General features: G+C 67.6%; 25 protein-coding genes. 15 read left to right on the forward strand and 10 right to left on the reverse strand.

The window, feature by feature from the left end:
• Nucleotides 1–35: 35 nt before the first annotated feature.
• The gene (locus tag ACIQTU_RS04725; protein WP_400543053.1) at nt 36–365 is read right to left on the reverse strand and encodes a hypothetical protein; all 330 of its coding nucleotides are present in this window, start codon (nt 363–365) and stop codon (nt 36–38) included.
• A 240-nt stretch (nt 366–605) separates the two neighbouring features.
• Between ACIQTU_RS04725 and ACIQTU_RS04730 the strand changes: the two genes are divergently transcribed.
• The 3 genes from ACIQTU_RS04730 to ACIQTU_RS04740 all read left to right on the forward strand — a co-directional run bounded on the left by ACIQTU_RS04730 (nt 606) and on the right by ACIQTU_RS04740 (nt 3360).
• Nucleotides 606–1784, forward strand: a complete 1179-nt coding sequence (locus ACIQTU_RS04730) for a helix-turn-helix domain-containing protein (protein WP_400543056.1) — start codon at nt 606–608, stop codon at nt 1782–1784.
• 179 nt (nt 1785–1963) lie between these two features.
• Nucleotides 1964–2290: a hypothetical protein gene (locus ACIQTU_RS04735; RefSeq protein WP_400543059.1), complete on the forward strand. Its 327-nt coding sequence runs from the start codon at nt 1964–1966 to the stop codon at nt 2288–2290.
• 125 nt (nt 2291–2415) lie between these two features.
• Entirely contained in the window at nt 2416–3360 is a 945-nt protein-coding gene (locus ACIQTU_RS04740) for a DUF5996 family protein (protein WP_400543062.1), read from the forward strand.
• Here the strand turns inward: ACIQTU_RS04740 and thrC are convergent.
• The gene (thrC, locus tag ACIQTU_RS04745) at nt 3357–4745 is read right to left on the reverse strand and encodes a threonine synthase (protein ID WP_400543064.1); all 1389 of its coding nucleotides are present in this window, start codon (nt 4743–4745) and stop codon (nt 3357–3359) included. The two genes, ACIQTU_RS04740 and thrC, sit on opposite strands and share 4 nt — an antisense overlap.
• A 154-nt stretch (nt 4746–4899) precedes the next feature.
• On the opposite strand from thrC, the gene ACIQTU_RS04750 reads away from it, so the two are divergent.
• Together ACIQTU_RS04750 and ACIQTU_RS04755 are read left to right on the forward strand one after the other, a co-directional pair.
• Entirely contained in the window at nt 4900–5844 is a 945-nt protein-coding gene (locus ACIQTU_RS04750) for an aspartyl protease family protein (RefSeq protein ID WP_400543067.1), read from the forward strand.
• Between the two features lie 62 nt (nt 5845–5906).
• The gene (locus tag ACIQTU_RS04755; protein ID WP_400543070.1) at nt 5907–7217 is read left to right on the forward strand and encodes a DUF418 domain-containing protein; all 1311 of its coding nucleotides are present in this window, start codon (nt 5907–5909) and stop codon (nt 7215–7217) included.
• Here ACIQTU_RS04755 and ACIQTU_RS04760 read toward each other — a convergent pair.
• The 3 genes from ACIQTU_RS04760 to ACIQTU_RS04770 form a co-directional block, all read right to left on the reverse strand.
• Nucleotides 7204–8055, reverse strand: a complete 852-nt coding sequence (locus ACIQTU_RS04760; RefSeq protein WP_400543073.1) for a neutral zinc metallopeptidase — start codon at nt 8053–8055, stop codon at nt 7204–7206. The genes ACIQTU_RS04755 and ACIQTU_RS04760 overlap by 14 nt on opposite strands.
• 82 nt (nt 8056–8137) lie before the next feature.
• The gene (locus ACIQTU_RS04765) at nt 8138–8530 is read right to left on the reverse strand and encodes a hypothetical protein (protein WP_400543076.1); all 393 of its coding nucleotides are present in this window, start codon (nt 8528–8530) and stop codon (nt 8138–8140) included.
• Nucleotides 8531–8573: 43 nt separating this feature from the next.
• Nucleotides 8574–8927 (reverse strand): HesB/IscA family protein, encoded by a 354-nt coding sequence (locus ACIQTU_RS04770; protein ID WP_400543769.1) that lies wholly within the window; start codon nt 8925–8927, stop codon nt 8574–8576.
• A gap of 103 nt (nt 8928–9030) precedes the next feature.
• Here ACIQTU_RS04770 and ACIQTU_RS04775 point away from each other — a divergent pair, with 103 nt between their 5' ends.
• The 10 genes from ACIQTU_RS04775 to ACIQTU_RS04820 all read left to right on the forward strand — a co-directional run bounded on the left by ACIQTU_RS04775 (nt 9031) and on the right by ACIQTU_RS04820 (nt 16524).
• The gene (locus ACIQTU_RS04775) at nt 9031–10218 is read left to right on the forward strand and encodes a deoxyguanosinetriphosphate triphosphohydrolase (RefSeq protein WP_400543079.1); all 1188 of its coding nucleotides are present in this window, start codon (nt 9031–9033) and stop codon (nt 10216–10218) included.
• A 79-nt stretch (nt 10219–10297) separates the two neighbouring features.
• The gene (locus ACIQTU_RS04780; RefSeq protein WP_400543082.1) at nt 10298–11092 is read left to right on the forward strand and encodes an SPOR domain-containing protein; all 795 of its coding nucleotides are present in this window, start codon (nt 10298–10300) and stop codon (nt 11090–11092) included.
• 21 nt (nt 11093–11113) lie between these two features.
• Nucleotides 11114–12163: a beta-N-acetylhexosaminidase gene (gene nagZ / locus ACIQTU_RS04785; protein WP_400543085.1), complete on the forward strand. Its 1050-nt coding sequence runs from the start codon at nt 11114–11116 to the stop codon at nt 12161–12163.
• A gap of 2 nt (nt 12164–12165) precedes the next feature.
• On the forward strand, nt 12166–12993 hold the full coding sequence (locus ACIQTU_RS04790; RefSeq protein ID WP_400543772.1) for a segregation and condensation protein A: 828 nt from the start codon (nt 12166–12168) through the stop codon (nt 12991–12993).
• Nucleotides 12994–13023: 30 nt separating this feature from the next.
• Nucleotides 13024–13692, forward strand: a complete 669-nt coding sequence (scpB, locus tag ACIQTU_RS04795) for an SMC-Scp complex subunit ScpB (protein WP_400543088.1) — start codon at nt 13024–13026, stop codon at nt 13690–13692.
• Nucleotides 13693–13872: 180 nt separating this feature from the next.
• Entirely contained in the window at nt 13873–14238 is a 366-nt protein-coding gene (locus ACIQTU_RS04800) for an AtpZ/AtpI family protein (protein ID WP_400543091.1), read from the forward strand.
• A gap of 14 nt (nt 14239–14252) precedes the next feature.
• Complete coding sequence (locus ACIQTU_RS04805) at nt 14253–15044, forward strand: F0F1 ATP synthase subunit A (RefSeq protein ID WP_400543094.1); 792 nt, start codon at nt 14253–14255, stop codon at nt 15042–15044.
• A 59-nt stretch (nt 15045–15103) separates the two neighbouring features.
• Nucleotides 15104–15328, forward strand: a complete 225-nt coding sequence (locus tag ACIQTU_RS04810; RefSeq protein ID WP_046651755.1) for a F0F1 ATP synthase subunit C — start codon at nt 15104–15106, stop codon at nt 15326–15328.
• A gap of 72 nt (nt 15329–15400) precedes the next feature.
• Nucleotides 15401–16006 (forward strand): hypothetical protein, encoded by a 606-nt coding sequence (locus ACIQTU_RS04815; protein ID WP_400543098.1) that lies wholly within the window; start codon nt 15401–15403, stop codon nt 16004–16006.
• Nucleotides 16006–16524, forward strand: a complete 519-nt coding sequence (locus tag ACIQTU_RS04820) for a F0F1 ATP synthase subunit B (protein ID WP_400543101.1) — start codon at nt 16006–16008, stop codon at nt 16522–16524. The genes ACIQTU_RS04815 and ACIQTU_RS04820 overlap by 1 nt, the downstream gene beginning before the upstream one ends.
• Nucleotides 16525–16599: 75 nt before the next feature.
• On the opposite strand, the gene ACIQTU_RS04825 is transcribed toward ACIQTU_RS04820, so the two are convergent.
• From ACIQTU_RS04825 to ACIQTU_RS04845, 5 genes are all read right to left on the reverse strand, one after another.
• Nucleotides 16600–17070 carry a DUF6789 family protein gene (locus ACIQTU_RS04825; RefSeq protein ID WP_400543104.1) on the reverse strand — a complete coding sequence of 157 codons (471 nt, stop codon included), beginning with the start codon at nt 17068–17070 and terminating at the stop codon, nt 16600–16602.
• Between the two features lie 119 nt (nt 17071–17189).
• Entirely contained in the window at nt 17190–17603 is a 414-nt protein-coding gene (locus tag ACIQTU_RS04830; protein ID WP_400543107.1) for a hypothetical protein, read from the reverse strand.
• Nucleotides 17604–17780: 177 nt separating this feature from the next.
• Entirely contained in the window at nt 17781–19361 is a 1581-nt protein-coding gene (gene gcvPB / locus ACIQTU_RS04835; RefSeq protein WP_400543110.1) for an aminomethyl-transferring glycine dehydrogenase subunit GcvPB, read from the reverse strand.
• Between the two features lie 15 nt (nt 19362–19376).
• Nucleotides 19377–20723 carry an aminomethyl-transferring glycine dehydrogenase subunit GcvPA gene (gene gcvPA / locus ACIQTU_RS04840; protein WP_400543113.1) on the reverse strand — a complete coding sequence of 449 codons (1347 nt, stop codon included), beginning with the start codon at nt 20721–20723 and terminating at the stop codon, nt 19377–19379.
• A complete protein-coding gene (locus tag ACIQTU_RS04845; RefSeq protein WP_400543116.1) occupies nt 20724–21224 on the reverse strand; it encodes a hypothetical protein in 501 nt (166 codons plus the stop codon).
• Nucleotides 21225–21226: the final 2 nt, after the last annotated feature.

Genomic DNA, 21226 nt, shown 5'->3' on the forward strand with positions numbered 1-21226 from the left:
GGGCGGCCGCCAGCCGCCCCGTTCCGTTCCTCACGTCACCAGTCGAGGGGCTCGTAAGGACCGCTGGGCGTGCAAACCCACATCGGAGTCTTGACCTCATAGCCGGTGGGCAACTGAGGCGTCGTGATCCAGACCATGCTTCCTGACTGGGTGCAGTCGTCTGATCCGCTGCCGATCAGATTGGTCAAGGCGGCGTCGGAGTAGACCTCTCTCTGGTAGGCGATCGGGTAGCAGGCGCTGTGGCCCATGCAGTAGATTCCCTCTCCAGGGTAGTACTGCTGCAATGTAGGCATCGGCGCGGCGGCGCCGACCATCGTCGAGATCGTCAGGCTCGCTGCGGCGACGCCCATTATCTTCCAAGACATGAAACCCTCCCAAATAGCCAAGTTTGGCAATCGCAGGTTGTCGTTGTCTGGGGCTTGATTCTAAATAACAATGTTGTGAATTGTATCGTGAAGTGCTCGGAATGTCCCGCCGGCCCGTGTGCTGGCGACGCAAGTCGGCTCAGTGCAGCGCGAGTGGACGAGCGCATTGAGAGGACTGCTGTCGCGGTGTCTCACGAACGGGATATTGCGCCCCATCCGTCTCAGGAATGAGAAATTGATTTGGATACCGTCGTTGTCTCGGTCATTCAGGCGCCCATGGAGCCGATCAACATGGACACGACCGGGGGGCAGCTTCACTGCGAGCAGCCGATCCCCCGCGTCCATCATGTGCGACTGCCCGGCGAGCGGATGGTCGATCTGATGCGTCGCGCCGCCCATTCGGTGGCCTTCGCCTTCTATATGGATCCCGAGCTGACCGCGGCCCAGACCGATTTCGACTATTCGGCCGAAACGGCGGTGCTGCTTGACGGCGTCATTTCCCGCTCGGTGCTTCGCGGGGCGGTGACCCTGGTGCGCGACGCCGAGCGCGTAGCCGCCACGGGCGCCGATCAGCTCTTCATCATCCTGGTCGAGGCGGGCACGGTCGATGTGCAGCCGACGCGCTCAGGGCGACGTCTGCGCGAAGGCGACATCCTGATCGTCGACCTGAAGAAGGCCGCCACCGTGGTCAACACCGACTATACGGCGATGATGGTGGTCATCTCGCGCAGCCTGCTGCCCAAGGCCGCGCGCGGTCTGGACCTGCACTGCACCGAGATCCGCGCCGACCACCCGCTGGCTCGCGTGATCACCAGCACCACCCATCGTCTGTGGGAAGATTCCCGACGCATGACCCCTGCCCAGGGTTCGGTCGTCTTTCAGGGCGTGATCGAGATGCTGGGTCTGGCGTTGACGGACACTACCCGCGCCCGGGGCGAAGAGATGTCCCTGCGAGCCGGTGCCGAGGCCATCGTCGATGAGCATCTCAAGAGCCCTGGCCTGACGCCCGCCTCGATCGCGGAGCGGCTGGGGGTGTCGCGCGCCACCCTCTATCGCACCTTTGCGCCCTATGGCGGGGTCGCACGCTTCATCGACGAGCGGCGGCTGCAACGGGCCTGGATTCTGGTGTCGTCGCCGGTCGGCCCGCCGATCGCCGAGATCGCCAGCCTGTGCGGCTACGCCAGCAAGGCGCGTCTCACCCGCGCCTTCGTCAACCGCCTCAATGCGACGCCGGACGCCGTCCGCGCCGCGACGGGGGAGGCGCGGGACCGGCTGAACGAGCGCGCCGCGCTGGAGATCATGGACAGCTGGGATCGACGCTCCGGGCGGGCCACGGCGACGCCGGAGCCTGCCGTCGAGGGACGGTATCGCCCGGCGCCTCAGCCGCTCGACAGCGGAGCGTTCGCCGCGCATCCGTGATGACAGCCAGGGGCGGCTTCCAGCGCTTGGGCGAGAGGCCGCTTTCGACCCATAGCGGACGCTCATCGTGACGGGTTGGCGGCCTTCGTTATCCAGCCATAGGTGGCGTCGAAAACGTCGGCTTGCCGGGCGAACTCTGCCGCTGCATTCTGCAGCCCAGTGCTTCCAGCGGAGTGGACGTGGCGACGAACCTTCGAAATCGGCTCATCATTCAGTTTGAAGTGTCAGAAGGGGATTCCTACGACGACCTCATAGCGGTCGAAGACACGTTGATTCAGGCGTTTTCTCAGAATAACTACGGCGCCGTGGACGGTCACGACTTCGGGCAAGGTCGTTTCAACATCTTCGTCTATCCGCGTAGCTCTTGGGGACCTGTCATCGAACGCGTGCAGGCGTTCCTCAAGCTCAAGGGATGGCTTTCCCGAGCCGTGATTGCCAAGGAACTGAAATCCGGCGCTCGCCAGGTGATTTGGCCACAGGAACACTCGGCACCCTTCGACCTCTGAATCTCTACCGACGAACGTCCGCTTCCCACCCATAGGATGTCGCCGCCTAGGTCTGCTTCCAGCTCTCCATGCAACGATCTCGCCGCGCGGGATTTTGAGGCAGGGGGCCGGCGAGGAGATTTGGGATGGCGGCGCGCGCGGATGGATGGCCAGAGCTGTCAGCGGCGAGGCTGTGGCCGACGATGGAGACCTTGCAGTTGTGGGCGCAGATTGTCGGCAAGACGCGGCTGTCGCAGACGCCCTGGCTGAACCACGGCTGGCACGTGACTCTGCGGGTCTCGGCGCGGGGGCTGACGACCGGACTGATCCCGCACGGGGCGGTCGGGTTTTCGATGGAGTTCGACTTTATCGCCGGGGCCTTGATCATCCGCGTCAGCGACGGGGGCGAACGCCGGGTCGTGCTGAAATCCGGGACGGTGGCCGATTTCTACGCCGAGGTGCAGGACGCCCTGAGTGCGCTGGGCGTGGCCTGCCGCATCGACCTGACCCCCGATGAAATGGCCGAGGCGACGCCCTTTCCGCTGGACGAGCGGTTTCGTCAGTATGACCCCGAGGTCGCGCGCGACTACTGGCGGGCGCTGGTGCAGGTCGACCGGGTGTTCAACCTCTACCGCACCGGGTTTCTGGGCAAGTGCAGCCCCGTCCACCTGTTCTGGGGCGCCTTCGATCTGGCGGTGACGCGGTTCTCGGGGCGACCGGCGCCCCTGCATCCGGGCGGGGTGCCGCACCTGCCCGACGCGGTGACGCGCGAGGCCTATTCGCACGAGGTGTCCAGCGCGGGCTTTTGGCCCGGCGATTCGGGGCGCGAACCAGCCTTCTACGCCTACGCCTATCCCGCGCCGCCGGGGTTCGAGGCGGCGACGGTCGCGCCCGCCGCGGCGCATTGGGACGCCGGGCTGGGCGAGTTCGTCCTGCCCTATGCGGCGGTGCGGGCCGAGGCTGATCCCGACGCCGCCCTCTGCGCCTTTCTGGAGTCCACCTATGAGGCCGCCGCCGATCTGGCGGCCTGGGATCGCGCGGCGCTGGAGTGTCCGCGCGGCACGCCGCGCCACCCGCGTCGGGTAGGTTAGGCCGTAAAACCCTTCACCGCCGCCAGCGCGGCTTCCGCCGTATTGTCGATGATGGTCAGGCGCTCGGGCTGGTCGCCCAGGGCGCGGATGACGGGGGCGGCTTCCGGCTCGAAGCCCAGCACGTCCGAGACGAAGGCGCCGAACTTGGACGGGTGGGCGGTCGACAGGGCGACGACCGGGCCGTCAGCGCGGTCCAGTCGGCGCGCGGCGGCCAGGGCCACGGCGGTGTGCGGGCAGACGACGCGGCCCCAGGCGGCGTGGGCGTGGGCGATCTCGGCCTTGGTGGCGGCCTCGTCGATGGAGACGCCGGACACCTCGGCGCGCAGGGCGGCCAGCAGGTCGGGCGACAGGGTGACAGACCCCTCGCGGGCGAAGGTTTCGAAGACGGCGCGGGTGGCGTCGGCGTCGCGGCCCGCGGCCTCATAGACCAGACGCTCGAAGTTCGACGGCGCCTGGACATCCATCGACACGCTGCCGCTCTCGACGGCGGGGCGGCGGGCATAGACGCCCTCGTTGAGGGCGCGGGCCAGGGCGTCGTTCTGGTTGACGGCGGCGACGAAGCCCTTGACCGGCAGGCCCATGTTCTTCGCGGCGATGCCGGCGAAAGCATCTCCGAAATTGCCGGTAGGGACGACGAAGGTCGCCGCCTGACCCAGCTGGGCCGTGGCCGAGACATAGTAGGGGATCTGCCCCGCCAGACGGCCCCAGTTGATCGAGTTGACCGACGACAGGCGGCGACCGTCGCGCAAGGATTCCTCGGCCAGCAGGCCCTTCACCAGACGCTGGCAGTCGTCGAAATCGCCGCGCACCGCCAGGTTCAGGACGTTGTCGGCCTGCACCGTCGTCATCTGCTTGCGCTGCACGGGCGAGACGCGGTCCAGCGGGTGCAGCACCACCAGGTTGATGCGCTCGGCGCCCGCGAAGGCGCGCACGGCGGCGGCGCCGGTGTCGCCGCTGGTGGCGGTCAGCAGGGTCAACTTCTGGCCGGTCGCGGCCAGGGCCTCGTCCGACAGGGCGGCGACCAGCTGCATCGCCAGATCCTTGAAGGCGGCGGTCGGGCCGTGGAACAGCTCCAGCACGAACAGGCCCGGCTCCAATTCGACCAGAGGCGTCACCGCCGGATGGTCGAAGCCCTTGGTCAGCCGCTCCAGCGCGCGGTCCAGCGCCCCGGCGGGCAGGGCGTCGCCGATGAAGGGGGAAATCGCCTCTCTGGCCATCTCGGCATAGGTCCGGCCCGGCCGCGCCGCGTCGGCGGGCAGGGTCGGCCAGGTCTGCGGCATGTAGAGGCCGCCGTCGGGCGCGATGCCGCGCAGCAGGGCGTCGGCGAAATTGGTCGGGGCGGCGTCGCCGCGCGTCGAAAGATAGCGGTCGGGGGAGGTGCTCATGACGGGTCGTTTCTAGCCGCCGTGCGACGCTTCGTCATGATTATTTTGCGTCTGCGAAGGCGATTTCGCGATTTTGCGCAACAAGATGGCGGGAAAGGGCGTGCGGCGACGGCGGGGCTGGCGCATCGCCGCCGTCCGGTCCATGTCAGGGGCGATGAGACGTCGTTCCTTCCTGATCCGCGCGGGCGCCGCCGCGGCCGCTATCGGCGGCGGGTTGTGGCTGAAGGATCATGTCATCTGGCGTCGGCCTGGGCTGATCTTCCCCGAGGGCGGGACCAGCGGCTGGTCTCCCTTCGTCGTCCATGACGCGACCACGCCGACCGTGCGAGTGCGGATCGCCGGGCGTGAGGTCACGGCTCTGATCGACAGCGGGGCCCAGTATTCGGTGATCGACCGAGCCCTGGTCGAGGCCCTGGGCCTGACGACCTTCTTCGACATGCCTCTGGTGGCTTACGGGGTCGGGGGACAGCCGCAGGTCGGGCGCGGGGTGACGCTGGACGTGACGATCGGCTCGCTGGCGGTGACGGGTCTGCGTACAGCCATCCTCGATCTGGGGCCGTTGGCGGATGAGGCGGGCCTGGGGGCGCCGCTGGTGCTGGGGCAGGATCTGCTGAGCGAGGCGGTGCTGGATCTGGACCTGAAGCGACGTCGCGCGCGATTTGTCGATCCAGACGGCTTTGTCGTTTCGTCCGTCCTGCGTCCGGTTCCGGTCAAGCCAAGCGGCACGGCCCTGACCGCCGAGGTGACGGTCGAGGGTGCGGTGATTAGCGCCGTCATCGACACCGGCTTTTCGTCGTTGATCGCCCTCAGTCAGGGCGCCGCCGAGGCGGCGGGTCTGCTGGACGGTCGGCCTGAGACGGCCGGGGCCAGCATTGTTCTTGGCGGGATGGCGAAGGCGCGGGTGATCGAGGCGCGGACCGTGACTTTCGGCGACGACTTGTGGCGGTCGGTGCGGACGCCCGTTTTCGCTGACTCGCCTCTGCCCAACTATCCCGACGCCCTGCTGGGCATGGCCGCCTTTGAGGATCGCGAGGTGACCTTGGATCTGGGGCGAGGGCGCCTGCACGTCTCGCCGATGATGGATCTGACGGTGGGTTAGGGCGCAGGATTTGTTACAAAGGCGGGCTTTGCCGTTCGAAGGATCGGCGCTAGGCCTTCTGCATGACCGATGCGCTCATGAGCGCGCCCGTCGCGGCGCCCCAACGGCTTGAGAGCCTTGACCTGCTGCGGGGCTTCGCTCTGTGCGGCATCCTGCTGGTCAACATCATATCCATGGGCGGCATCTGGGAAGCCTATGTGCCTATGTCGACGCCCAATCTGGAAAACCCGGACTGGTCGGCCTGGCTGGTGCAGCACGTTTTCCTGCAGGGCTCGATGCGGGGGCTGTTCACCCTGTTGTTCGGCGCCGGGATGCTGCTGATCACCCTGCGTGGCGGCAGCGGCAAGGGCACGATCGAGGCGGCGGACGTCTACTTCCGACGCTGCATCGCCCTGCTGGTGCTGGGCGTGGGCAATGTCACCATCCTGCTGTTTCCGGGCGATATCCTTTACGTTTATGGGCTGTCGGGCTTCTTCCTGTTCGCCTTCCGGGCGGCCAGACCGCGCGCCCTGATCCTGACCTCGGTCCTGTTGATCGCCCTTCTGACCGGGTTCCAGGGCGCGAGCGCCTACAAGCGGGCTGTCGAGGCGCGCGAGGGCCGGGCCGTAGCTGAAAGCCATCTGCCCGCCGAACGGCTGAACTCGAAACAACGCGAGGCTCTGGACGCCTATCAGGCGGCGGTGGCGGCGCGTCAGCCGACACGTGAAGCCCGCGCCGAGCAGACGGAACAGCGCACCGGCGGGCCGGTCAGTCTGCTGAAGTGGAGCGTCCACACCTGGGTCGATTACGCCGCCTCCAGCTACACCATCATACTGGTGATGGAATGCGTGGCCTTCATGTTGCTGGGCATGGCCCTGTTCAAGCTGGGCGTGCTGACGGGCGAGCAGTCATTGCGATTCTACCTGTTGCTGATGGCGGCGGGCTATGCGGTCGGGCTGAGCATCAACGGCGCCCAGGCGGTCGCCTTTTGGCGCAATGATTTCTCGCCCGAGCTATGGTTGAGCCGCGCCACCTATGAGGTCGGGCGCCTGGGCGTGACCCTGGGCCACGTGGGGCTGATCCTGACCCTGTGGAAGCTGAACGCTTTCGGCTTCGTCGGCACGGGGCTGAAGGCCATGGGACGGATGGCGCTGAGCAATTATCTGGCCCAGTCAGCGATCACGTCGCTGCTCTTCTACGGCCTGGACCTGTGGGGGCGGTTCGACTGGTGGACGCTGTGGGGCATCGCCGCGATCATCTGGGTGGCGCTGGCGATCGGCAGCCTGTTGTGGCTGCGCGTCTTCGCCTTCGGGCCGATGGAGTGGGCGCTGCGGCTGGTGGCCTATGGCAAGGTGCCGGCGGTCCGCCGCGCCCGCCTCGTCACAGCCCCTTGAAGGTGTCGCAGGCCGCAGGATCGCCGGTCTGATAGCCGCGTTGCAGCCATTCGACCCGTTGCGCCGAGGAGCCGTGGGTGAAGCTTTCGGGCGAGACGCGACCGCCGCCGCGACGTTGCAGGGTGTCGTCGCCGATGGCTTGGGCGGTCTTCATGCCTTCTTCGAGGTCGCCGGGCTCCAGCGCCACCTGACCGCCGGAGACGGCGGCGGCGTTCCTGGCCCAGACGCCAGCGTAGCAGTCGGCCTGAAGCTCCAGCGCGACCGAATACTTGTTGCCCTCGGCCTGTGAGCGCGCCGCCTGCTGGGCGCGCTGCACCTGCTCGCTTGCGCCGGTCAGGGTCTGGACGTGGTGGCCGAACTCGTGGGCGATGACATAGGCCTTGGCGAAGTCGGCGCCTGAGGCCCCCAGCTTGGTCTCCATCTCGCGCCAGAAGCCGAGGTCCAGATAGACCTTCTGATCGGCGGGGCAGTAGAAGGGGCCCATGGCTGACTGGCCGAAGCCACAGCCCGTCTGGGTGCCCTGCTCATAGAGGACCGTCGTCGGCGGGGTGTAGCCGCGCAGCTTGGTCTTCCAGACGTCGTTGATGTTGGAGCCGATGACCTCGACGAACTGGCCGGCCTGATCCTCGGGCGAGCCCATCTTTCCGGCCTGCTCGGTCTGGCTGGCGCCGCCGAATTGGCTGGCGACCTGCTGGGTGGTGTTGGGGTCGATGCCGAAGACGAAGTAGCCGATGGCCGCCAGCACCAGAACGCCGATGCCGCCGCCGGCCACAGCGCCGCCGCCCATGCCGCGCCGGTCCTCGATGCCGCCGCCGCGCCGTCCGCCCTGCCAACGCATGATGTCGTCTCCGCCCTGAAGTCTCGCCCGAAGCTAGGCGAAAACGCGGGGGGCAGGGAAGGGATGCAATTGTAACGAAGGCTCAGTGCGGGCGGCGGTCCAGCCAGGCGTCGATCTCGGTGACGCCGCGCACCATCTGGTCGCGGCGTGCGTCCTGCGCCTCGCGCGCCTGCCGCTCCTGTTCCAGCGTGCGCGGGGCATAGGCGGTTTGCGGCGGCAGGGGCGGCGTCGGCTGGCGCGCAGCCTCAAGCTGCTGGATCGTCAGCCGGGTTTGCAGCCGCTGCTGCTGGGCCAAGGCCTCGCGCTCGGCGGCCTGATTGCGCAGGCGGTCCATCTCGATGCGGTGCTGGTCGGCGATGGCCGAGCCGGGGTCGTAGCCGGGCGGCGGCGGAGCGGGCCAGCCGGGCCAGGTCTGGGCGTTCGCCGTCAAGGGCGCGGCGACCAGCAGCAGGGTCATGAGGATCAGACGGCGCATGAGGCCTAAATGGGCGCCCATCCGCTCTGCGCCAAGCGTGGCCCTAGATGGCGAAGCTGACTCCGCAGCCGCAGCTGGACGAGGCGTTGGGGTTGCGCACCACGAACTGCGCCCCCGCCAGTTCATCGACGAAGGCGATCTCGGACCCCTTGAGGAAGGGGATGGAGACGGGGTCGATCACCGCCGCCTGACCGTCGCGGCGGATAACCAGATCATCGGCCTCTGGTGCGTCGACCAGTTCCAGCCGGTACTGGAAGCCCGAGCAGCCGCCGCCGTCGACGGCGACACGCAGCATGACCGGCCTGCCCTCGATCTCGGCCAGCTTGGCCAGACGTTTCGCCGCGCTTTCGGCCAGAAGGATGCCTTCCGGGGCGCGGGGGGAAACCGAAAGCGACAGGTCGCGGGCTGATTCTGTGGATTGGACGGTGCTCACGCCTCTCTATATGAGGAGCTGACAGGCGTTCGCAAAGGCCTGTGCTGCAATAGAAGTGCTGTCCGCCTTGAGCCAGACCCGCGCGTCCTTCGCCGAAGACCCCGCCGCCAGCCGCGGCCGCCATGTCTTTGAGCCCGCCAGCCGCACCCGCACCCCCTTCGCCCGCGACCGCGACCGCATCATTCACGCCACCGCCTTCCGTCGTCTGAAGGAGAAGACCCAGGTCTTCGTGGCGCATGAGGGCGACCACTACCGCACCCGTCTGACCCACAGTCTGGAAGTGGCGCAGATCGCTCGATCCCTGGCCCACGCCCTGCGGCTGGACGACGATCTGGCCGAGACCATCGCCCTGGCCCACGACCTGGGGCATCCGCCCTTCGCCCACGCGGGCGAGGACGAGTTGCAGGCCCAGATGGCCGACTACGGCGGCTTCGATCACAACGTCCAGAGCTTCCGCGTCATCACCGAGCTGGAAGTCCGCTATCCGAAATTTTTAGGCCTGAACCTGAGCTGGGAGACGGTCGAGGGCGTCATCAAACACAACGGCCCGGTGATGCATCACCTGGACGACCCGGCGTGGAAGACGGTCGCGGCCTATGCGCCGGGCGGGGCGGCCAACTGGGACCTGCGTCTCGACACCTTCGCCTCGCTGGAGGCCCAGTGCGCGGCCATCGCCGACGACATCGCCTATAACAACCACGACGTGGACGACGGGGTGCAGGCGGGCCTGTTCACCCTGGCCGATCTGGCCGAGGTGCCGCTGATCGGGCCCTGTCTGGCCGAGGTGCGTCGCGACTGGCCCGCGCTGGACGACCGCATGGTGCGGCTGGAGGCCGTGCGCCGCATGATCGGCATCATGGTCGACGACGTTCTGGCCGAGACGGAGCGGCGGCTGGCGGAGCACCGCATCGTCACCGCGGAGGACGTGCGTCTGGCCCCGCAGATGATGGTGCAGTTCTCGCCGCAGATGATGGCGGACCTGGGCGTGCTGCGTCGCTTCCTGTTCGAGCGGATGTATCGCCATTACCGCGTCAACCGCACCCGCAGTCAGGCCCGCCGCGTCCTGTCGCAGCTGTTCCACCTGTTCATGGAAGAACCCGAGGTCATGCCGCCCGAATGGTCGGCCCCGGCCCTGTCGGAGGATCCGGTCAAGCGGGCGCGGGCCGTGTGCGACTATATCGCCGGCATGACCGACCGCTACGCCATCGAGGTGCACGGCAAGCTGTTCAGTCTCGACCTGGCGCTTGATCTGTGATTCGAAAGCGGCCACGGGCGGGCTAGACTGATACTTCCCGGCGCCGATTCGCGCGGGGCCGATCCAGAAAGCGCGACCCATGTCCTACGACGACGATCACCGAGGCAACCCCAACGCCGGCCGCGAGCGGGGGGCCTACACGCCGCCCACTGACGACGACCTGCCGTTCGAGCGCCGCAGCTATGATCCCCGTCGCGCCCCGGCCGCCAAGTCGCCGCCGATCACCCTGATCATCAGCGCCATCGTCCTGCTGCTGCTGATCGTGGCCGTGGTGGTCTTCTATCGTTCGGGCGTGCGCTCCTCGACCGACGCCCCGCCCGCCGTCGGCACGCCGGTTGAAAGCATGAAGGTCGAGGCGCCGCTGGACGCTCAGCCGATCGACCCGGAAGCGGGCGTGCGCGTCTATCGCGACGGCGGTGAGGCCGTCGGCGCCGCCCCCACCTTCACCCCCGGCCCGGAAGCGGTCGAGCCGCGCCCCGCGCCGGCCCCCGTCGCCCCGCCGGTCGCCGCCACCGCCCTGCCGCCCGCTGCGCCTGTCGCCGTGGCGCCTGCGCCGGTCGCTCCGGCCAAGCCCGCGCCGGTGACCCCGGCGCCCGCCGTCAAGGCTCCGGCGACGCCGGCTCCTGCCGCTGGCGGTTCGTCGGGCGTGCAGATCGGCGCCTTCTCCTCGACCGCCATCGCCGACCGTGAATACGCCGCCGTCGCCGCGCGCTTTGGCTCGTTCGCTTCGGGCGCTGAAAAGCGCGTGCAGGAAGTCACCGCCGCCAACGGCTCGACCGTCTATCGTACGACCTTCACCGGCATGAGCCGCGACCGCGCCGTCGCCTTCTGCAACGCGCTGAAGGCCGCCGGCCGCGACTGCATCGTCCGCTAAGACGAGCGGGAAAGACAACGCATGACCTCCGCCGCCATCTACGGCTGTTCCGGCCACAGGCTGACGGCGGAGGAGCGCGCCTTCTTCGCCGAGGCCAAGCCCTGGGGCTTCATCCTGTTCCGCCGCAACGTGGACAGCCCTGCTCAGGTGAAAGCTCTGGTCGAGGACCTGCGCGACAGCGTGGGCCGCGCCGACGCTCCCGTCCTGATCGATCAGGAGGGCGGCCGGGTGCAGCGCCTTGGCCCGCCGCACTGGCCCAAGTATCCGCCCGGCTCGGCCTATCTGAAGGCCGTCAACGATCCGATGGCGGCGCGTGAGCTGGTGCGTCTGGGCGCGCGTCTGATCGCCCACGACCTGCGTGAACTGGGCATCACCGTGGACTGCGTGCCTGTACTGGACGTGCCGGTGCCGGGCGCCCACGACATCATCGGCGACCGCGCCTATGCCCAGGACCCCGCCACCGTGACCCAGCTGGGCCGGGCGGCGGCGGAAGGTCTGCTGGCGGGCGGCGTCCTGCCGATCATCAAGCACATCCCCGGCCATGGCCGCGCCTTCGCCGACAGCCACCACGCCCTGCCGGTGGTCGAGACAGACCTGGCGACGCTGGACGCCTGGGACTTCGCTCCGTTCAAGGCCCTGTCCGACATGCCGATGGCCATGACGGCCCACGTCGTTTTCACCGCCGTGGACGCCAAACGCCCGGCCACCACGTCGAAGAAGAGCATCCGCCTGATGCGACAGCATCTGGGCTTCTCCGGCCTGATCATGTCCGACGACCTGTCGATGCAGGCCCTGTCGGGCAGCCTGACCGAGCGCGCCGAACAGTCGCTGAAGGCGGGCTGCGACGTTATCCTGCACTGCAACGGCGACCTGACGGAGATGCGTTCGGTGGCCGAAGGGACCGGCAAGCTGAAGGGCGAGGCCCGGCGCCGCGCCGAGGCGGCGCTGAACCGCATCGTCCACACGCCCGAACCGCTCGACGTGGCCGAGGCGCGCGCCCGGCTGGAGGCGGCCCTGAGCGGGCGCTTCGACGCCGCCAAAGGCCCCGATGTCGGTGAGGCGCAAGCCTGATGATGGATCAGGCGTTCCAGCCTAATCTGGACTTCACCGCCGTCGCCGAGGCGGATGCTACCGAGGCCTTCGTCGTCGATCTGGAAGGCTATGAAGGGCCTCTGCACGTCCTGCTGGCGCTGGCGCGCACGCAGAAGGTGGACCTGCTGAAGCTGTCCATCACCAAGCTGGCGGAACAGTATCTGGCCTTCGTTCACGAGGCCCGGCGGCGCAACTTCGCCATGGCCGCCGACTATCTGGTGATGGCCTCCTGGCTGGCCTATCTGAAGTCGCGCCTGCTGTTGCCCCGCAATGAGAAGGGCAAGGCCGAGGAGCCGCCGGCCGAGGAAATGGCCGCCGCCCTGGCGTTTCGCCTGCAGAAACTTGAGGCCATGCGCCGCTCGGTGGAGGCTATCACCAGCCGCCCGCAGCTGAAGCGCGACGTCTTCACCCGTGGCGATCCCGAAGCCACCGTCATCATCCCGTCGGACCGCGTGGACGCCAGCCTCTATGAGCTGATGGCAGCCTATGTCGCCCAGCGCCGCCGCGAGCAGCGCCGCAACTACGCGCCCGGCCAACGGGTCGAGGCCTTCCAGCTGGAGGCTGCGCGCGACTGGCTGCGCTCGATGATGCCGCGCCTGGCCGACTGGACGCCGCTGGATCAGGTCGCCCCTGCGCGTGAGGAAGAAGACGGGGAGGGGCCCAGCCAGGCCAGCTATACCGCCTCCACCCTGTCGGCCAGTCTGGAGCTGGTGAAGGAGGGGGCCATGGACGTGCGCCAGGCCGAGGCCTTCGCCGATCTCTTCCTCAAACGCCGGGGCTTTGGCGAACCGCTGGAGCTGACGCCGTGATTTCCCTTTTGCCGCTGCGTGCGTGTTTCGATGTCTGATCTCAGCTTCCAACCTGACGAAACCGAGATCGAGCGCCGGGTCGAGGCTCTGTTGTTCGCCGCCGCCGCGCCCTTGTCGGCGGCCGAGATCGCGCGCCGTCTGCCCGAGGGCGCCGACGCGGGTCGCGCCATCGCCGCCCTGCGCCAACGCTATCAGGGCAGGGGCGTCGAGCTGGAATGCGTGGCCGACCGCTGGCGCTTCCGCACCGCCGCCGACCTGGCCTTCCTGATGACCGAGGAGCGCGACGAGCCGCGTCGCCTGTCCAAGGCCGCGCTCGAGACCCTGGCCATCATCGCCTACCACCAGCCCTGCACCCGAGCCGAGATCGAGAGCGTGCGCGGCGTCTCCCTGTCCAAGGGGACGCTGGACCTGTTGCTGGAGATGGACTTCGTGCGGCTGCGCGGGCGTCGGCGCACGCCGGGGCGGCCCGTCACCTACGCCACGACCGACCGCTTCCTCGAGCATTTCAGTCTGGGCAGCCTCTATGACCTGCCGGGCGTGCAGGAGATGAAGGCGGCGGGCCTGCTGGATCTGTCGATCCCTGTGGGCTTCGAGGTGCCCGACCCGACCCGTAGCGGCGAGAGCGAAGGCGAGGACCTGCTGACCAGCCTGGACGAGGGATCGCCCGAATTCGCCCAGGATTTCGTCAGCGAGGACTGAGACTCGCAAGCCAGGCAGCGACGCATCGCCACGCCTGTTTGTTCGTTGCAGCTAAATATCTGAAATACATAGACTTAAGTAAGGGCGGGCGTGCCTTGACCTGAGGCCCCCTCGGCTATAGGTTCCGCGCCGAATTCAGACCCGTTCCGGCCTTGTGTCGGACGCTGAGCGAACAGGCCCATGTCCCCGACGAAGGAATCGCGCGAAGAGGCGATTAAACGCCTCCACGAAAGCGCATCCGCGCTGGAAGACCGGACCAAGGTCGAGCAATCGGCCGAGTTCGCTGCGCACGCGGTGACGGGGCAGGCCTACAAGATCATCGCCGAGCTGCTCGGCGGTGTTTTCGTTGGTCTGGGGCTCGGGTTCGGCGTCGACCGTTTGTTCGGCACGACCCCCTGGGGCCTTTTGGTCGGAGTCCTTCTGGGCTTCGCCCTGGCGATCTACATGGCGCGCCGGACAGCCAATCGGCTGATGGCGCAGGCTCTGGCGGCAGGAGTGACGGCGAAACCCGTTCCCTACGTCGAGGCCGGCGAAGAAGAAGACTAAGGAGCGAAAGGCCCGTGGCCGATCCGATTCATCAGTTCCAGATCACGCCGCTGCCCGGCCTCGACTTCGGTGAAGTCACGCTGCCGGTCATTGGCACGGTCCACCTGGCCTTCACCAACTCGCACCTGGCGATGACGCTGGCGTTCGTCCTGGTCATCGCCTTCCTGCAGTTTTCGACGTCGCGCGCCCAGGTGGTCCCGGGGCGTCTGCAGGCCGCGGGCGAAACCATGTTCGGCATGATCGACAACCTGGCCCAGTCGATCATCGGCCATGAAGGCCGCAAGTATTTCCCGTTCGTCTTCACCCTGTTCATGCTGGTTCTGATGATGAACCTGCTGGGCATGTTCCTGACGTTCACCGCCACCTCGCAGCTGGCCGTCACCGCCACCTTCGGCGTCCTGACCTTCGCACTGGTGGTCATCATCGGTATCGCCAAGAACGGTCTGGGCTTCTTCGGTCTGTTCTGGCCGACCAGCGCGCCTTTGGTGCTGCGTCCGGTGGTGGGCCTGATCGAGTTCTTCTCCTTCCTCCTGCGTCCCGTCACCCTGGCGCTTCGTCTGTTCGGCAACATGCTGGGCGGTCACGTGGCGCTGAAGATCTTCGCCGGCTTCATCGTCTCCCTCATGGGCGTGGCGCTGGCGGGCGGCGTGGGCCTGTTCGCCCTGCCGGTGGCGGCGCTGTCGCTCGGCATGGTGATCGCCCTGACCGCGCTTGAGTTCCTCGTGGCCTTCCTTCAGGCCTTCGTTTTCGCTGTTCTGGCCTGCATCTATCTCAATGATGTGGTCAACCTGGGTCATGGCCATTAAGGCTGCGGACCAGCACTAAACCCCACCCTCCAAACGCTCCAAGAATTAGGAATATCATCATGGAAGCTGAAGCCGCCAAGTTCATCGGCGCCGGTATCGCCACCATCGGTATGGTCGGTTCGGCTCTGGCCGTCGGCAACATCTTCGGCCAGTTCCTGGCCGGCGCTCTGCGCAACCCGGCTGCCGCCGCTTCGCAAGTCGGCAACCTGTTCGTGGGCGCCGCCCTCGCCGAAGCCCTGGGCATCCTGGCCTTCGTGCTCGGCATCCTGATCTGGCTCGGCTAAACCCGAACACTTGATCAGCGGCGGCGCGCCTGACCGGCTGCGCCGCCGCATCTGCTTTCGCGACGGATTATCATGGCTGCAACCCCCTCTGCTCCGCCCCCGGTCTTGCCGGTGGAACAGGCCGTCGAATACGCGGCCGAAACCGGGCACGTGCCCGCCAACGCGGCTGCCGCTGCTGCCGAGCATGACGCCGGCGGACTGCCGCAGTTCGAGTTCCAGCACTGGGCCGGCCAGGCCGCCTACCTGCTGATCCTGTTCGCTATTCTTTATGTGCTCGTCGCCAAGGTCTTTGCGCCGCGTCTGCGCCGCGTGATCGACGAACGGGCCGAGACCGTTTCTTCGGCTGTCGCCACGGCGCGTTCGGTTCAGACCGAAGCCGTCGCCCAGGCCGACGCCGCCAAGGCCGACCTCGAAAAGGCCCGCGCTGATGCGCGCGCCACCGCCGCCGGCGCCAAGGCGCGTATCGCTGCTGAAATCCAGGCCCGTCAGGCTCAGGAAGAAGCCGCTGTCGCGGCCCGCGTCGCCGAGGCCGAGAAGGCTATCGCCGCAACCCGCGACGGGGCCATGGCCCACGCTTCGGCCATCGCTTCGGACACCACGCGCGCCATCGTCGAGCGTCTGACCGGCAAGGCTCCGACGGCCGCTGAGGCCGACGCGGCCGTCAAGGGAGCCGCCTGATGAACATGTTCTTCGATCCCCACTTCTGGGACGTCAAAACCAGCGCCGAACTGTGGGTTCTGGTCGGTCTGCTGATCTTCGTCGGCATCGTGGTTCTGGCCGGCGTGCCGAAGATGGTCGCCAAGGCGCTGGACGACAAGGCCGGCAAGATCCAGTCGGAACTGGATGAGGCCGCCCGTCTGCGCGCCGAAGCCGAAGCCATGCTGGCCCAGATCCGTCAGGAGAAGGCCGAAGCCGAAGCCCAGGCCGCCGACATGCTGGCCGCCGCCGAAGCCGACGCCCGCCGCATCGAGGCCGAAGCCAAGGTCAAGCTGGAAGAGGCTCTGGCCCGTCGTCAGGCCCTGGCCGAGCGCCGCATCGCCCAGGCCGAGGCCGAGGCCACGACCGAGGTCAAGGCCGCTGCCGCCGAACTGGCCGCCAAGGCTGCCCAGGACATCCTGGCCGCCCGCCTGGCCGGCGCCAAGTCGGACCCGCTGATCGACGCCGCCATCGCTCAGATCGGCGACAAGCTGAACTGATCGCGATCACAGCGACAACACATCAGGCCCCGCCGTCGCCGGCGGGGCCTTTTGCGTTTCAGGTGCGCGCGCTGGTTAGTGGGCGGGCGCGCCGTGGATGAAGCCGGCGGCGCGTTTCTCGCGCGCCAGCAAGCGGGCGAAGACATTGCCCATCACCCCGCCGAAGATCATGTGGGTGATCAGCATCCAGCCGAAGGTGCCGAAGCCGGCGCTGCCCGAGAAGGTGCGCGGATCGCCCATCATGCTGATAATCAGCATCATCGCCACCCAGGCCGCCACGGCGAACAGGATGCCCTTGGTCTCAGGCGTCTTGGTCGGCAGCCGGGCATAGAGCACCGCGAACAGCGGCCCCATGATCAGGGAGCCGATGACGAAGTGGATGGCCCAACCGGCCGCCAGGTTGTCACCAAGACGGAACATACGGGCGACGATTTCAGGGAATGGGTCGAAGACCTTGGCGAACAGGAGGTTCACCGCTTCAAGAATGGAAACCGCGACGGTGGCTACGAAGCCGGCGACGATTCCCTGTTTTACGCGTGACATCATGAGAAAAGCGCCTCCCAACGCCATCTGCCTTTTGACTACGCAAGGGGAAGCATACGCCGTTCGGCGCGCGGCGGGACGATTCGCCGTTCACGTTACCGTGTCTGATGAAATGTGGCTTTTTAGCGGAGCAGCTTGCGGAAAAAGCGACGCACGCGCTTGCGGGCCCGGATCAGTTGACGCGAGGGGCGTTTGCGCAGCACCACCTTCTCGGCGCGCAGGGCCTGTTGCCAGAAGACGGGCGCGATCTCGGGGTTCTTCCGCATCAGGCGACGGAAGGGATAGACCCACTTGGGGCGGGCGTACTGGGCGCGGATGAACTGCCGCTTGGCCCACCAGGAATTGCGCAGCAGCAGGACCAGGCCCAGGGCGATGACCGGCACGCCGCCCGGACCGGGCAGGGGGGCGATCAGGATGCCCAGGCCGATGATCAGGAAACCCAGAGCCATCATTCCCAGACGCTTCGCACGACGCAGCAGTCCGGGCCTCTGACGAGGCTGGCTGTCGGCACGGAAGGGAATCAGGGCGAGGGTCACGGGCGTCACGGCTGGGAGAGGAGGCGACGACCCTGGGAGGGGCTGTCAGCCTATCCTAGACACGGACGACAAGGCCGAACCGTGGCGTGCGGGTGAAGCTTTCGTAAGAGCCGGCTGAAATGCAAAACGCCGTGTCCCGAAAGACACGGCGCTTCACTTCAGGTCGGGTTCGAGATCTTACTCGGCGGCGATGTTGGAGCCTTCCGGGGCCGACCAGCGCAGACGCGGCGAGCGCGCGGCGCGGGTCTCGTCCAGACGCCGCAGGGGCGCATGGAAGGGGGCGCCCTTGAAGCGGTCAACGTCACCGGCCTTGGCGGCCTCGGCCAGCAGGCGCATGGCGTGGATGAAACGATCCAGCTCGGCCTTGGATTCGGTTTCGGTCGGCTCGATCAGCATCGCGCCATGCACCACTAGGGGGAAGTACATGGTCATGGGGTGGAAGCCCTCGTCGATCATCGCCTTGGCGAAGTCGAGCGTGGTGATGTCCGTGCCCTTCAGCCATTCGTCGTCGAACAGGGCTTCGTGCATGCACGGTCCCTCGGGGAAGGCCGGGCTCATCAGGTCCTCGAGGCGGGCCTTGATGTAGTTGGCGTTCAGGACGGCGTCCTCGGCCACCTGACGCAGGCCGTCCGAGCCGTGCGACATCATGTAGGACAGGGCGCGCACATACATGCCCATCTGCCCCTGGAAGGCGCACAGACGGCCAAAGGCCTGCGCGGCCTCGTCTTCCTCACGCTCGACCAGCTTGTAGCCGTCGCCCGTGTTCACGACCCACGGGGCGGGTGCGAACGGGGCCAGGGCCTCCGACAGTACGACCGGACCCGCGCCGGGACCGCCGCCGCCGTGCGGCGTCGAGAAGGTCTTGTGCAGGTTGATGTGCATGGCGTCGACGCCCAGGTCGCCCGGACGGACGCGACCGACGATGGCGTTGAAGTTGGCGCCGTCGCAATAGAAGTAGGCGCCCGCTTCGTGGGTCAGGCGGCTGATCTCCAGGATGTCGCGCTCGAACAGGCCGCAGGTGTTCGGGTTGGTGACCATGATGGCCGCCACGTCCGGTCCCAGCTTGGCGGCCAGGTCGGCCACGTCCACGCGACCGTCGTCGGTCTGGGCGACCTCGACGACCGAATAGCCGACGAAGGCGGCGGTGGCCGGGTTGGTGCCGTGGGCCGAGGTCGGGACCAGCACCTTGCGGCGCTGCTCATGCTCGCCCTTGGCTTCGTGGGCGGCGCGGATGGCCATCAGGCCGCACAGTTCGCCATGGGCGCCGGCCTTGGGCGACAGGGCCACCGCGGGCATGCCGGTCAGCGTCATTAGCCAGTGGGCCAGTTGGTCCATCAGCTCCAGCGCGCCCTGAACCGTCGATTGCGGCTGCAGCGGGTGGATGTCCGAGAAGCCGGGCAGACGGGCCATCTTCTCGTTCAGGCGCGGGTTGTGCTTCATCGTGCACGAGCCCAGCGGATAGATGGCCAGGTCGATGGCGTGGTTCTTCTGGCTCAGGCGCACATAGTGGCGCATGGCCTCGGGCTCGGACAGGCCGGGCAGGCCGATCGGGTCCTTGCGGACCAGGTCGCCCAGGTCCGAACCGTCGGTGGCGGGTTTCGGCAGGTCGACGCCGGTCTTGTTCCAGCCGTCGCCTTCAAAGATCAGGGCCTCGTCCTGCAGCAGGCCGCGCGCGCCCGTCAGGGTCGGGTGCTTGTAGTCGTTGTCCGGCAGGGCGTTCGGGGTGGTCGGACGGCCGACAGTGTTCATCGTGCTCATGGTTCCAAACTCCCTTTAGGCGGCCAGGACCTTGGCGAGCGCACCCGCCAGGATCTTGATGTCGGCGTCCAGCGTCGTCTCGGTGGCGGCGACCAGCAGGACGTCGTCGAGACCGGCTTCCGGGGCCAGACGGCTGTAGGGCACGCCGGCCAGGACGCCGTTGTCGGCCAGGGTCTGCACCACGTCAGCCGCGTTCTTCGGCAGCTTGACCGCGAACTCGTTGAAGAAGCGCGGGGTCAGAACCTCGACGCCCGGAATGGCGGCCAGGGCGTCGCGGGTGGCGACGGCCTTCTCGTGGTTGAGCAGGGCCATCTGGCGCAGGCCCGTCTCGCCCAGCAGGCTCATGTGGATGGTGAAGGCCAGGCAGCACAGGCCCGAGTTGGTGCAGATGTTCGACGTAGCCTTGTCGCGGCGGATGTGCTGCTCGCGCGTCGACAGGGTCAGGACGAAGCCGCGACGGCCGTCGGCGTCCACCGTCTCACCGCAGTAGCGACCGGGCGTCTGGCGCAGCAGCTTCTCGCGGGTGGCGAACAGGCCGATGTAGGGGCCGCCGAAGTTCAGGGCGTTGCCGATCGACTGGCCTTCGGCCGCGACGATGTCGGCGCCCATTTCGCCGGGCGACTTCAGCAGACCCATGGACACGGCTTCCGTGACGACGACGATCAGCAGGGCGCCGGCGGCGTGGGCGGCCTCGGCGATCTTCGTGACGTCGGTGGCTGTGCCGAAGACGTTGGGGGTCTGGACGACGACGCAGGCCGTGTCCTTGTCGATGGCGGCGATGACGGCGTCTTCGGCGTCAACGGCGGCGGTCAGGGCCTGGGTCTCGACGCCGACGGCATGGACGACGGTCTCGGTCGCCTTGACGTAGTGCGGGTGCACCCCGCCCGAGATGACGGCCTTGTTGCGGCGAGTGACGCGGGTGGCCATCAGCACGCCCTCGGCCATGGCGGTTGAACCGTCATAAAGCGAGGCGTTGGCGACTTCCATGCCGGTCAGGTTCGCGACCTGGGTCTGGAACTCGTACAGGTACTGCAGGGTCCCTTGCGCGATTTCCGGCTGATAGGGGGTGTAGCTGGTCAGGAACTCCGAGCGCTGGATCACGTGATCGACCGTGGCCGGGACGTGGTGCTTGTAGGCGCCGGCGCCGCAGAAGAAGGGCACGGTTCCCGCCGTGGCGTTCTTGCCCGCCATGGCCGAGAGGGCGCGTTCGACCTCCAGCTCGCCCGCCACGCGGGGCAGGTCGACAAAGCCGTCGCGGCGCGCGGCCTGCGGCACGTCGACAAACAGGTCGTCGATGGATTTGGCACCGATGGCGGCCAGCATGGCCTCACGGTCGTCGGGCGTCAGGGGGAGGTAGCGCATCTAGACAGCTTTTCCGAAAAGGAAGTCGGTGAGTGAGAAGCCTCGACCGGCCCGGGGAGACGGGGTGCGAGGCGCCTTAGGCCGGGGCGAGGGAGGCGAACGATTGGCTCGGACCTCCCTCAGGATATCTGCCATGGCGTCGGCATCTTGAACTTCGGCGACCTCGACATCGAAGGCCAAAGGCATCCGAGGTTCACCAACGACGCCAAAGGCGCGAACGAAGACCGCGCTGTCCGGCTCAATCAGCATGAAGCTGTTGGTACGGCGTAGGATCGCCAGCGTGGCGACTGCGACCTCCGACGTGAGAGTAGGAAATTCGGCCAGCATTCCATCGGCTTGATCCTCGCCGAACAGATACAGCGAGGCTCCGTCCGCCAGCCGGATTTCCGCCTCTAGACCGGTCCGCTCCGCGCCACAGTCCACGAGCGCCGCCTCCACCAACTGGGCCAGGCCCGGCTGGTTGGGCGTCGTCGTGGCGTGGCTGAAGTAGACCGTGAACACGG

Origin of the sequence: Brevundimonas sp. NPDC090276 (assembly GCF_044772165.1) — a bacterium.
Classification (GTDB): Bacteria; Pseudomonadota; Alphaproteobacteria; order Caulobacterales; family Caulobacteraceae; genus Brevundimonas.

Bases quoted from the DNA above. Each gene is read 5' to 3' on its own strand.
- ACIQTU_RS04725 (WP_400543053.1), bottom strand. From the start codon at position 365: ATGTCTTGGAAGATAATGGGCGTCGCCGCAGCGAGCCTGACGATCTCG.
- ACIQTU_RS04740 (WP_400543062.1), top strand. From the start codon at position 2,416: ATGGCGGCGCGCGCGGATGGATGGCCAGAGCTGTCAGCGGCGAGGCTG.
- thrC (WP_400543064.1), bottom strand. From the start codon at position 4,745: ATGAGCACCTCCCCCGACCGCTATCTTTCGACGCGCGGCGACGCCGCC.
- ACIQTU_RS04750 (WP_400543067.1), top strand. From the start codon at position 4,900: ATGAGACGTCGTTCCTTCCTGATCCGCGCGGGCGCCGCCGCGGCCGCT.
- ACIQTU_RS04755 (WP_400543070.1), top strand. From the start codon at position 5,907: ATGACCGATGCGCTCATGAGCGCGCCCGTCGCGGCGCCCCAACGGCTT.
- ACIQTU_RS04760 (WP_400543073.1), bottom strand. From the start codon at position 8,055: ATGCGTTGGCAGGGCGGACGGCGCGGCGGCGGCATCGAGGACCGGCGC.
- ACIQTU_RS04765 (WP_400543076.1), bottom strand. From the start codon at position 8,530: ATGCGCCGTCTGATCCTCATGACCCTGCTGCTGGTCGCCGCGCCCTTG.
- ACIQTU_RS04780 (WP_400543082.1), top strand. From the start codon at position 10,298: ATGTCCTACGACGACGATCACCGAGGCAACCCCAACGCCGGCCGCGAG.
- nagZ (WP_400543085.1), top strand. From the start codon at position 11,114: ATGACCTCCGCCGCCATCTACGGCTGTTCCGGCCACAGGCTGACGGCG.
- ACIQTU_RS04790 (WP_400543772.1), top strand. From the start codon at position 12,166: ATGGATCAGGCGTTCCAGCCTAATCTGGACTTCACCGCCGTCGCCGAG.
- scpB (WP_400543088.1), top strand. From the start codon at position 13,024: ATGTCTGATCTCAGCTTCCAACCTGACGAAACCGAGATCGAGCGCCGG.
- ACIQTU_RS04800 (WP_400543091.1), top strand. From the start codon at position 13,873: ATGTCCCCGACGAAGGAATCGCGCGAAGAGGCGATTAAACGCCTCCAC.
- ACIQTU_RS04810 (WP_046651755.1), top strand. From the start codon at position 15,104: ATGGAAGCTGAAGCCGCCAAGTTCATCGGCGCCGGTATCGCCACCATC.
- ACIQTU_RS04815 (WP_400543098.1), top strand. From the start codon at position 15,401: ATGGCTGCAACCCCCTCTGCTCCGCCCCCGGTCTTGCCGGTGGAACAG.
- ACIQTU_RS04820 (WP_400543101.1), top strand. From the start codon at position 16,006: ATGAACATGTTCTTCGATCCCCACTTCTGGGACGTCAAAACCAGCGCC.
- ACIQTU_RS04825 (WP_400543104.1), bottom strand. From the start codon at position 17,070: ATGATGTCACGCGTAAAACAGGGAATCGTCGCCGGCTTCGTAGCCACC.
- gcvPB (WP_400543110.1), bottom strand. From the start codon at position 19,361: ATGAGCACGATGAACACTGTCGGCCGTCCGACCACCCCGAACGCCCTG.
- gcvPA (WP_400543113.1), bottom strand. From the start codon at position 20,723: ATGCGCTACCTCCCCCTGACGCCCGACGACCGTGAGGCCATGCTGGCC.